Raw genomic sequence first — 10,115 nt, 5'->3', positions numbered from 1 at the left:
GACGACCGCGGTCGCGCTGATCGCGCTCGTGCTCGGCGCGGTCGGCGCGGTCGCGTTCGCGGTCGTGCTGCGGGGATCGCTCGAGGACGGCGTTCGCGAGGCCGCCGGGCGCACGCTCGAGACGGTCGCCGACGCGGTCGCCGCGAGCGGCCCGCAGGCGGTGACGGACCTCGGCGACGACGACCTCGTGCAGGTCCTCGATGCGGACGGTCGCGTGATCGCGCACGGCGAGGACGCCGACGGGGCGCCCCTCTTCGCCGACGACCGGGCGGACGACGTCGTCGTCGACGGGGAACGCCGGCTCGTGGTCGCGGGCGAGGTGGAGGACGCGGGCGGCGTCACCGTGGTGGTCGCCGCGTCGCTGGAGGACGCCGACGAGGCCGTCGCCGCCGTCGTCCGGCTGCTCCTCGTGGCGGTGCCCGTGGTCGTCGCGCTCGTGGCTCTGCTGACGTGGATCGTGGTGGGCCGGGCGCTCCGGCCGGTGGAGCGGATCCGACGGGACGCCGAGGCCATAGGCGACGCGCGCGGGGACGGCCGCATCGACGAGCCGGGCACGGGCGACGAGGTCGACCGGCTCGCGCGCACGCTCAACGGCATGCTCGCCCGGCTCGAGGCGGCGCGTCGGGCGCAGCAGCGGTTCGTCTCCGACGCCTCCCACGAGCTGCGCTCCCCGCTCGCGACCGTGCGGCAGCACGCGGAGCTCGCGCGCATGCACCCCGACCAGACGAGCCTCGCCGAGCTCGCGGACGTCGTGCTCGCCGAGGGCGGGCGCCAGCAGGACCTCGTCGACGCGCTCCTCGTGCTCAGCCGGCTCGACGAGCGGTCGGCCATCGACCTGCGGCCGGTCGACCTCGACGACGTCGCCCTCGACGAGGTCGCGCGGCTCCGCGGGCGCGCCGGGATCACGGTCGACGCGTCGGGGATCACCGCCTGCCGCGTGTCCGGCGACGCCCGGCTCCTCGCGCTCGCCGTCCGCAACCTCGCCGACAACGCCTCCCGGCACGCGGCGACGACCGTGACCGTCGCCACGACCGCGGGCCCCGCTGGGGTCGTGCTCACGGTCGACGACGACGGCCGAGGGATCCCCGCGGCCGAGCGGGAGCGCGTCCTCGACCGCTTCGTGCGCCTCGACGAGGGGCGCGACCGCGAGTCGGGCGGATCCGGGCTGGGGCTCGCGATCGTGCGCGCGGTCGCGGAGGCGCACGGCGGATCCGCGACCGTCGAGGAGGCGCCGGGTGGCGGCGCCCGGGTGGTTCTGCGCCTGCCGGCGCCGTCGTCCGGCGGCTGAGGCCCGGAGCCCGCGGTCCCGCCCGCTTAGGCTCCGCTTAAGGTGCCCCCGGGCATCGTGGGCGCATGACCACGCACACCGCATCGACCACCGTCCGCCGCGCCGCCCTGGCGCTCGCCCTGCCGCTCATCGGCGGTCTCGCCCTGGCCGGGTGCTCGGAGCCCGTTACCGCGCCCGCGTCCGCGCCGGGCGCCGGGTCCTCCGCCGCGTCCGCCGCGCCGACCGCCGGATCCGACGCCGCCGCGCAGCTCCCCGCCGACGGCGCGCTCGACGCCGCCGTCGCGACCGCCGTCGCCGCCGTCCCCGGCAGCGCGCTCCTCTCCGTCGACCAGGAGGCCGGCGGCACCTCGTGGGAGGTCGTCGTCGCCGAGCAGGACGGCCGCGAGCACGAGGTGCACACGGGCGCCGACGGATCCGCGGTCACCGCCGGTCCCGTCGCCGACGCGGACGACGCCGACGACCTCGCCGACAACGCCGCTCTCCTGCAGGGCGCGACGGTCGGCCACGAGGACGCCGCAGCCGCCATGACGGACACCGTCTCCGGCACGGTGACCGAGCTCGCCCTCGACGAGGACGGCGGCCGGATCCTCTGGGAGGGCGACGTCGTGGACTCCTCCGGCGTCACGCACTCGGTGCGCGTCGACGCGGGATCGGGCGACGTCGTCGGCCAGTCCGTCGACGACTGACGCCCGGCGGTACCACGGAGCCGGCCCGACCGCGAGCGGGACCGGGCGGCGGATGGCCGGGCATAGCCTGGATCCACCTGTCCCCACGAGGGACGCCACCCACTCGCGAGGAGGATCCCCGATGGACGTGCACCCCGGTGTCACCCTGCTGGACGACGACGTGCGGGACGCGCACGAGCTGTTCCGCTCGCTGCACGCGCACCCCGAGCTCTCGATGCAGGAGCATGCGACCGCGGCCGCGATCGAGGCGTACCTGGAGGCGATCGGCGCCGAGACGAGCCGTTGCGGCGGCACCGGCGTGGTCGGGATCCTCCGCAACGGCGACGGCCCGGTGGTCGCGTTCCGCGCCGACACCGACGGCCTCCCCATCCTCGAGGAGACCGGCCTCGCGCACGCCAGCCGCGACACGGGCATCGACCCGTCAGGCACCGAGGTGCCCACGATGCACGGCTGCGGCCACGACTTCCACGTCGCCGCCGCGCTCACCACCGCCCAGGCGCTCGCCGCGAACCGGGACGCGTGGGCCGGCACGATCGTCTTCGTGTTCCAGCCCGGCGAGGAGACCGGCGAGGGCGCCCGCGCGATGCTCGCCGACGGCCTCTGGGACCGGGCACCGCGCCCCGAGGTGATCCTCGGCCAGCACGTCTTCCCGCTGCCCGTCGGCATGGTCGCCACCCGCGAGGGCGCCTTCATGAGCATGTCCGACTCGTGGAAGGTGACCGTGAAGGGCCGCGGCGCGCACGGCTCGCAGCCGCAGAACTCCATCGACCCGATCGTCGCGGCCAGCGCCATCGTGCTGCGCCTGCAGACGGTGGTCGCGCGCGAGCTGGATCCGCAGGCCGCGGCAGTCGTGACCGTCGGCACGTTCCAGGCGGGCACGAAGGAGAACATCATCCCGGAGCACGCGACGCTGGGCCTCAGCATCCGCACGTTCGACCCGGCCGTGCGCGAGCGCGTGCTGGCGTCGGTGCGGCGGATCATCCTGGCCGAGGCCGCCGCGAGCGGGGCGCCCGAGCCCGAGATCGAGGAGATCGTCTCGTTCCCGCTGAACCGGAACGACCCGGAGGCGACGCGCGGGATCGTGGCGGCGCTCACCGCGCAGCTCGGGGCCGAGAAGGTCGTCGAGTCGCCGCCCATCATGGGCAGCGAGGACTTCGGGATCCTGGGCGAGGCCATCGGCGTGCCCACCGTCTACTGGGCGTTCGGCGGCGTCGAGGCGTCGGCGTTCGGCGGCGAGACCCCGCCGCCCGGCAACCACACCCCGCAGTTCGCGCCGACGATGGAGGGCACGATCGAGACGGGTGTGAAGGCCGCGACGGCCGCCCTCCTCTCGCGTGTCGGCGTGCCGCGCGCGTAGGTTCGGGAGGACACGCACACGACAGGAGGCACCACCATGTCCGACGCACTGATCGCCGGGGCCGTCGTCGCCCCGCTCGTCATCGTCTACGTCGCGCTCGTCGTGACCGCGATCGTCCAGGTCGTCCGCGACCGCGCGCTGGCCGGGCTCGCGCGCGAACTCTGGGTCGTCGCGCTCGTCGTCTTCCCCGTGTTCGGCGCGATCGCCTGGTACGGGATCGGGCACCGCACGGCCGACGCGCAGCGCGCCGTCGAGCGGCTCCGGTACGGCCTCTAGCCGCTCCCGCCCGATTCCCGCTCCCGCCCGATTCCCGCGCCCACCCGATTCCCGCGCCCGCCGCTCGACCCCGGTCAGCGGCGGGCGCGCCTGTTCTTCCAGGCCGACCACGCGCCCGTCGCCCAGAGCGCCCAGATCACGAGCAGCGGCTGGAACACCAGGCGGATCGCGCGGGCCGCATCGGTCTCGAGGCCGAACGCGGGCGTCCGCGTGACGAGCTGGGAGATGTTGCCGGGGAAGATCGCGACGAAGAACGCGGCGACGACAAGGCCGACCCAGACGCGCCAGCGGCCGAGGAGCACGAGCGACAGGCCGAGCACGATCTCCACGACGCCCGACGCGAGCACCACGAAGTCGGGATCCATCGGCAGCCACGTCGGCACCTGCGCCTGGAACGACTCCCGCGCGACCGTCAGGTGGCCGGTGCCCGCCACGATCAACACGAGGCCGAGGAGGATGCGGGCGAGCGTGCGCGGGATCGAGCGGCGGCCGCCGTCCGGGGCGATGCGCGGGTCGGCGGTCTGGGGGGACGCGGAGCTCGAGGTCATGCGCCCAGTCTGACGCGGGCGGATGCGCGTCCGGCCCACGCGGATCCCCGTGGTACCGGCCCTTCCCCGGCGAGGGGAACCGGTCCTAGGCTCCGGCATGACCTCCGACCTCCCCGACATCGCGACCGGCGCGGACACCGACGTCCTCGGCCTCGACGACCGCCCCCGCCCACCGCGCGCCGACGAGCGCGCCTGCCTCACCGGCTTCCTCGCGCTGAACCGCGCCACCGTGATCCGCAAGGCCCGCGGCCTCTCCGACGCCGACGCCGCCCGCCGGGTGCTGCCGAGCCTCACCTCGGTCGCGGGCGCCATCCGCCACCTCGCCGACGTCGAGCGCTCGTGGACGGTGGAGCTCATGGAGGCGCGCGACTACGACCGTCGCTTCGGCGGCGACGAGGACCCCGATGGCGAGTGGCGCGTCGCGCCGACGGACTCCCTCGCCGAGATCGTGGCCGACTACGAGCGGGCGTGCGCGGAGAGCGACGCCGTGATCGCCCGGCACGACCTCGACGACATCGCCGCGGCAGGCCCGCCGGACGAGATGCCGTCGCTCCGCTGGATCGTCGTGCACCTCATCGAGGAGACTGCGCGCCACGCGGGCCACGTCGACGTGGTGCGGGAGCTGGTCGACGGCGTCACGGGCGAGTGATCCGCGTCACCGGAGGACGAGCACGGCGATCCACATCGCGGCGAAGAGCAGGAGCGGGACGCCGACCGCGATGACGCCGCCGAGCGTCGGCGTCATGCGCAGCCGGCGCACCGGCTTGGGGCGGGACGCGCGGCCCGGATCGGGCAGGCCGATCGCCTCGAGCACCGCGTCGAGGGCGGTCGGGTCCTCCGGACGCTCGATGGGGTCCGCGCGCCAGCGCTCCCAGCGGTCGACCTTCGCCACGAGCGCGGTCACGGCCTCGATCACGTCGCGCCAGCGCTCGGGGTCGCGCGTCACGACGTCGTCGAACGAGGTGAGCAGCAGCCGGTCGCCGACCACCTCGATGTCGAGCCCCCGCACGCGGTCGATGAGCACGGCGAGGATGTCGGGCGTGAAGAGGTAGAGCGCGTCCCGCTCGCTGCCCGCCGGGCAGTACAGCGCGTAGTGGCGGTCGAAGTCGCCCTCCAGCGAGAGCCGCTGCTCCCGGTCCGGACGCGACATCATCGTCAGCGCACGGCGGACGATCCCCCGCCGGGCGATCACGCGGATGTGCGGCATCTCGTGGGTGAGCCGGATCATCGCGTACCCGCCGAAGCGCGGCGATCCCCCGCGCCGACCGGCCGTGACGATCTCGTGGTTCCCGAACTCGACCCCGGGCGCCGCGGTCGGCCGCATCACGCGCGTGAGGTCGAAGTAGCGGCGCGCGGATCCGAACTGCCCGTCCGACATCGGCCCCGGCAGGTACTCCATGCCGTTCGCCTCGCCGAAGCGGACGAGCCGGTAGTGGGCGCGGTAGCCGCCGCGGCGCTCGCGGGAGCGGATCACCCAGCTGCCGAAGACGACCAGCAGGATGGCGAAGATCCCGGCCATCAGCGCCTGGAAGAGGACCTGCTCGCCGGCGTCGGGCGCGCCCTCCTGCAGCGTCTCCGCCATGATCCCGGCGAAGGCCGCGAGCGCGAGGACGCAGTCCCACGTGAGGAACAGCATGAGGAAGGTGCGCGCCTTCACGCCGATCCCTTCCGCCTCCGGGTGCTCGCGGCGGAACGCCCGGCGGAAGGCGCGGAGGTCGCGCCGGCGGATCCGGTCGGTGAGCGGACCCGTGTCGAGCCGCGCCCGCGTGAGCGCCCGCACGCGGCTCACGGCAGCGTCGTGATCAGGAAGCCGAGCCCGAGGAAGACCACGGCGAGCGCGATGAGCAGGAGGAGCCCGAGCGTCGGCCGCATCCGGAGCCGTCGCCCGGCCGCCGCGACGCCGCGCGAGCGCCGTGCGCGACGGCGGGTCCGACCCGGCTCCGGCACCGCGAGCGCGTCGTCGTCCGCCGTGAGCACGGAGCGCTCCTCGCCCTCGAGCGACAGCAGCCGGTCGTCGCGCCAGCGCTCCCACCGGTCGACCTTCGCCATGAGCGCCGCGGTCGCGTCGATCACGTCGCGCCAGCGGTCGGGATCCAGCGTCACCATGTCCGCGGGCGAGCGCAGCAGCAGGCGGTCCCCGCGGATCTCCACGTCGAATCCGCGCACCCGGTCGACGAGCACCGCCATGACGTCCGGCGTGAAGAGGTAGAGGGCGTCGCGCTCGTAGCCGTCGGGGCAGTAGAGGGCCGCGTGCCGGTCGAAATCGCCCTCCAGCTCGAGGCGCTGGGAGCGCGCGACGTCGACGGTCGGCGTCATCGCGCGGCGGAGGCGCGTGCCGTTCGAGATCACCTGGATGTGCGGCAGCTCGCGGCGGAGCCCGATCATCGCGTAGCCGCCGTACTGGGTGATGCCGGACGCCTTCGAGCCCTGGCTCAGCTCGTGGTTGCCGAACTCGACGGGACGCGCGGTGCGGGGCCGCATGACGCGCGTGAGGAACATGCCGCGTGCGGCCAGCTCGCCCATGTGCCCGTCGGCGATGGGTCCCGGCGTGTAGCCCATGCCGTTGGCCCGGCCGAAGCGCGTGAGGCGGTAGTGGGCGCGGATCGTGCTGCGGCGACGGCGGGTGCGGATGAGGCGCCAGGCGAAGAAGACGCCGGTGCCGAGCAGCGGGATCCCGAAGACCGTCATGCCGAGGGCGTCGCCGCGGGTCTCGGGGTCCTGCGCGAAGATCGCGCCGAGTCCCGCGACGAGCACGAAGACGCCGCCGAGCGGGATCGCGAGCACGGCGAGGATGCCCAGGGCGATCCGGCCGAGGAGGAACAGCGGCGAGACGAGCACGGGGAACCGCGCGGTGAACTCGCGGCGGAACCGGCGGAGGTCGTCGCGGTCGATGCGGCCGGTCAGCGGCGTCGTGTCCAGCTGCGGCCGGCTGGGCGCGTGCGTCGTCATGGATCCCCTGTCCCGCGGCATCCCGGCCGCCCGTCCACCGTACCGAGGGCGCGCGCGGCGGCCGGACGCGCGGGCGCCCCCAGGTCGGGCGGCACGGATCCTGCGGGATCAGCGCGGGGCCCTGTCAGCGCGGGAACGGCGTCGCGCCCACCCTCTCGTACGCGGCCCACGCGTCGACCGGCCCACGGCCCGCGACCGCGTACTCCCCGATCGCGCGGGCCTTGTAGATCGCCGGGTTGTGGCTCGCGACGACGCGGGCGTTCCGCCAGTGCCGATCGAGCGCGCGCTCGCGGAACGTGGCGGACGCTCCCCCGACCTCGAACAGCAGCGTCGCGGCGGCAGGTACCTGGTCGACCGCGTGCACCTGCGCCTGGTACACAGCGTTCTCGGCCGCGTCGAGCGTGGGGCCGTCGAGGGCCTCGCCTGGCGGGGCGGTCGCGACCGCGGCGTCGAGCCGGGCGGCGGCCGCGAGGGTGGCGGACCGCACCGTGAAGGCGGCCGTGGAGATCCGGCCGACGACGTCGAGCACCTGCGGGTCGTCCTTCGGGAGCGCGGCGTTCGCGTGGATGTAGGTGCGCGTGCGGCTGCGCACGTACGCGACCGCGTCGCGCTCCACCTCCTGCGCGATGCCGGCCAGCACCGCCACGAGGTAGAGCTGGTAGAAGGCCTGGATGTGGCTCAGCGGCGCCTCGCGGTAGGCGGTGACGGTCGCCGGATCCACCTCCACGCCCGCGAAGGTCGTGGTGCCGCTCGCGGTGAGGGTCTGGCCGAACGCGTCCCAGTCGTCGACCGCGGTGACGCCCGGTGCGTCGGTCGGGATCGCGAGGGTCACGCGCTCGAGGCCGCTCCCGTCGGCGGCCTCGCGGCCCGCGGCGAGGTAGATCCAGTCGGAGTAGAGCGTGCCCGTGGAGTAGTACTTGGTGCCGTTCAGCAGCCAGCGGCCGTCGCGCTCCTGGAGCGTCGTGGAGATGTCGGCGAGCGTGTTGCCGGTCTGCTCGCTCGTGGCGTTGCCGACGATGGCGCCGGACGCGATGCGGCGGATCCACTCCTCGCGCGCGGGGCCGGGAGGCCGGCGCAGCACGAGCTCGACGTACCCGAAGTGCCCGCGCAGCAGGTGCCCGACGTTCGCGTCGGCGGCCGACAGCTCGATCACGAGCTCCGTCAGCTGGGCGATGGACGCGCCGCGGCCGCCGTCCGCGACGGGCAGCCGGATCGCACCGAAGCGCGCCTCACGGAGGAGCGCCACGGCGTCGAAGGCCAGCTCCCGGTCGCGCTCGCGGGCGACTGCGCCTGCGCGGATCCGGTCGAACAGCGGCAGGAACTCGGCGCGCAGCGCAGCGGTGTCGGCCACCCCCGTCGCCGAGCCGGGCGTCACGAGAACGCGCCCCGGTACGCCGCCGCCGGGTGCGACTCCGGCAGCCGGTCGCGCCCGGTGAGCTTGTGCCGCAGCGTGCCCGGCTCGTACTCGCGCTGCTGCAGACCGCGCTCCTGGAGCACGGGCGTGACGTGGTCGACGAAGTCCTCGTAGCTGCCGGGGAGGGTCCAGTTGATGACGTTGATCCCGTCGACCCCCGCCTCCTGCCAGCCCGCGAGCACGTCCGCGATCTGCTCGGGCGTGCCGACGACGCGGCCGCGCAGCTTCGCGGAGAGCCGCGCGAGATCGGCGATGGTGGGCTCGCGGTCGGGCGACGCCTCGCGCAGCCAGTTGAGGTGGCTCTGCCCGGCCTGCGTCTCGACCTGCGAGAGCGGGGTGGCCGGGTCCAGCTGCTCGCCGGTCTTCGGGTCGAAGCCGAGATTGGAGTGCAGGAGGAAGCCGTCGGCGGAGAGGTACTCGTCGATCTCGGCCTCGTTGCGCTTCGCCTCCTCCTCCGTGCTGCCGGTGATGAAGGAGAGCCCGAGCCAGAAGGAGAGGTCGGACGCCCGGCGGCCGGCGTCCACGGCGAGCGCCCGGGTGTCCTCGATGAGGGCGCGGGTCTTCTCGGGCGTCGACGACAGGATGAACTGCGCCTCCGCGTTCCGTGCGGCGAAGCGGCGGCCGACGGGCGAGGATCCGGCCTGGAACAGCACGGGCGTGCGCTGCGGCGACGGCGACGACAGGTGCGGGCCGGCGACCTTGTAGCGCGGGCCCTCGTGGTCGATGCGGTGGATCTTGGACGCGTCCGAGAACACCCCGCGCTCCTTGTCGCGCTGGAGCGCGTCGTCGTCCCACGAGCCCTCCCACAGCTTGTAGACGACGTCGAGGTACTCGTCCGCCCAGGCGTAGCGGGCGTCGTGGTCCTCGAGCCCGTCGTGGCCGAAGTTGCGGGCGGCGCCGTCGAGCGCGCTCGTCACGACGTTCCAGGCGATGCGCCCCTTGGAGATGTGGTCGAGCGTCGACACCTTGCGGGCGAAGTCGAACGGGTGCGCCTGCAGCACGGAGCTCGTGAACGCGAAGCCGAGGTGCTCGGTGCTCACGGCGAGCGCGGAGATCAGCACGGACGGGTCGTTGCTCGGGAACTGGAGGCCCTCGCGCGCGTTGACGTCGTAGGCGCCGTCGCCCGGTCCGTAGAGGCCCACCACGTCGGCGAAGAACATGGCGTCGAAGCGGCCGCGCTCGAGCGTCTTGGCGAGGTCCACCCACAGCTCGACGTCGTCGAACTCGTGCTGCCGCGCGGACGGGTGCCGCCACAGGCCGTGCTGGATGTGGCTGGCGGTGTTCATCACGAACGCGGCGAAGCGGAGCGGGGGCCGGGCGTCGGGCATGGGGGTCCTCTCGTCGGGGTCCCACCCTCCCACTCGCTTCCCCACGCGCCGGAATCCGGGGCGGCCCGTGTGACGCGGGGTTACCGGCCTGCGTTACGCGCCGTGACCGCGGCCCTTCCCCGCGCGCGGGATCACGGGCCACGGTGGGCGGCAGCCGAGCGGATCCCCTCTCGGCCTTCCCCTGCACCGCAGCCGCCCCGGATTCCGGCGCGTGGGGAAGCGAGTGGGAGGGTGGGACCCCGACGAGAGGACCCCCATGCCCGACGCCC

10 protein-coding genes are annotated in these 10,115 nt (G+C 74.6%); 5 read left to right on the top strand and 5 right to left on the bottom strand.

Annotated elements, in window-relative coordinates; genetic code table 11:
• The 4 genes from DZG00_RS07690 to DZG00_RS07675 form a co-directional block, all read left to right on the top strand.
• A partial coding sequence (locus tag DZG00_RS07690; RefSeq protein ID WP_233550097.1) for a sensor histidine kinase occupies positions 1-1,288 on the top strand: 1,288 nt, incomplete at its 5' end.
• A gap of 65 nt (positions 1,289-1,353) precedes the next feature.
• On the top strand, positions 1,354-1,974 hold the full coding sequence (locus DZG00_RS07685) for a PepSY domain-containing protein (RefSeq protein WP_119382512.1): 621 nt from the start codon (positions 1,354-1,356) through the stop codon (positions 1,972-1,974).
• A gap of 121 nt (positions 1,975-2,095) precedes the next feature.
• A complete protein-coding gene (locus DZG00_RS07680; RefSeq protein ID WP_119382513.1) occupies positions 2,096-3,331 on the top strand; it encodes an amidohydrolase in 1,236 nt (411 codons plus the stop codon).
• Positions 3,332-3,367: 36 nt separating this feature from the next.
• Positions 3,368-3,607: a PLDc N-terminal domain-containing protein gene (locus DZG00_RS07675; RefSeq protein ID WP_119382514.1), complete on the top strand. Its 240-nt coding sequence runs from the start codon at positions 3,368-3,370 to the stop codon at positions 3,605-3,607.
• Positions 3,608-3,681: 74 nt separating this feature from the next.
• Here the strand turns inward: DZG00_RS07675 and DZG00_RS07670 are convergent, their stop codons facing one another.
• Positions 3,682-4,155, bottom strand: a complete 474-nt coding sequence (locus DZG00_RS07670) for a DoxX family protein (protein WP_119382515.1) — start codon at positions 4,153-4,155, stop codon at positions 3,682-3,684.
• Between the two features lie 97 nt (positions 4,156-4,252).
• Between DZG00_RS07670 and DZG00_RS07665 the strand changes: the two genes are divergently transcribed.
• Positions 4,253-4,804 (top strand): DinB family protein, encoded by a 552-nt coding sequence (locus DZG00_RS07665; RefSeq protein WP_119382516.1) that lies wholly within the window; start codon positions 4,253-4,255, stop codon positions 4,802-4,804.
• A 6-nt stretch (positions 4,805-4,810) separates the two neighbouring features.
• On the opposite strand, the gene DZG00_RS07660 is transcribed toward DZG00_RS07665, so the two are convergent.
• The 4 genes from DZG00_RS07660 to DZG00_RS07645 form a co-directional block, all read right to left on the bottom strand.
• The gene (locus DZG00_RS07660) at positions 4,811-5,944 is read right to left on the bottom strand and encodes a hypothetical protein (RefSeq protein ID WP_119382517.1); all 1,134 of its coding nucleotides are present in this window, start codon (positions 5,942-5,944) and stop codon (positions 4,811-4,813) included.
• On the bottom strand, positions 5,941-7,104 hold the full coding sequence (locus tag DZG00_RS07655) for a hypothetical protein (protein ID WP_119455503.1): 1,164 nt from the start codon (positions 7,102-7,104) through the stop codon (positions 5,941-5,943). Before DZG00_RS07655 ends, DZG00_RS07660 begins: the two co-directional genes overlap by 4 nt.
• 124 nt (positions 7,105-7,228) lie before the next feature.
• Positions 7,229-8,455 carry an acyl-CoA dehydrogenase family protein gene (locus DZG00_RS07650; protein WP_233549174.1) on the bottom strand — a complete coding sequence of 409 codons (1,227 nt, stop codon included), beginning with the start codon at positions 8,453-8,455 and terminating at the stop codon, positions 7,229-7,231.
• Positions 8,456-8,475: 20 nt separating this feature from the next.
• Positions 8,476-9,846, bottom strand: a complete 1,371-nt coding sequence (locus DZG00_RS07645; protein ID WP_119382981.1) for an LLM class flavin-dependent oxidoreductase — start codon at positions 9,844-9,846, stop codon at positions 8,476-8,478.
• Positions 9,847-10,115: the final 269 nt, after the last annotated feature.

The organism is Clavibacter lycopersici (genome assembly GCF_003576405.1).
GTDB lineage: Bacteria > Actinomycetota > Actinomycetes > Actinomycetales > Microbacteriaceae > Clavibacter > Clavibacter lycopersici.
The sequence above is the reverse complement of the archived record's forward strand: the minus strand, read 5'-3'. Positions and strand labels throughout refer to the sequence as shown.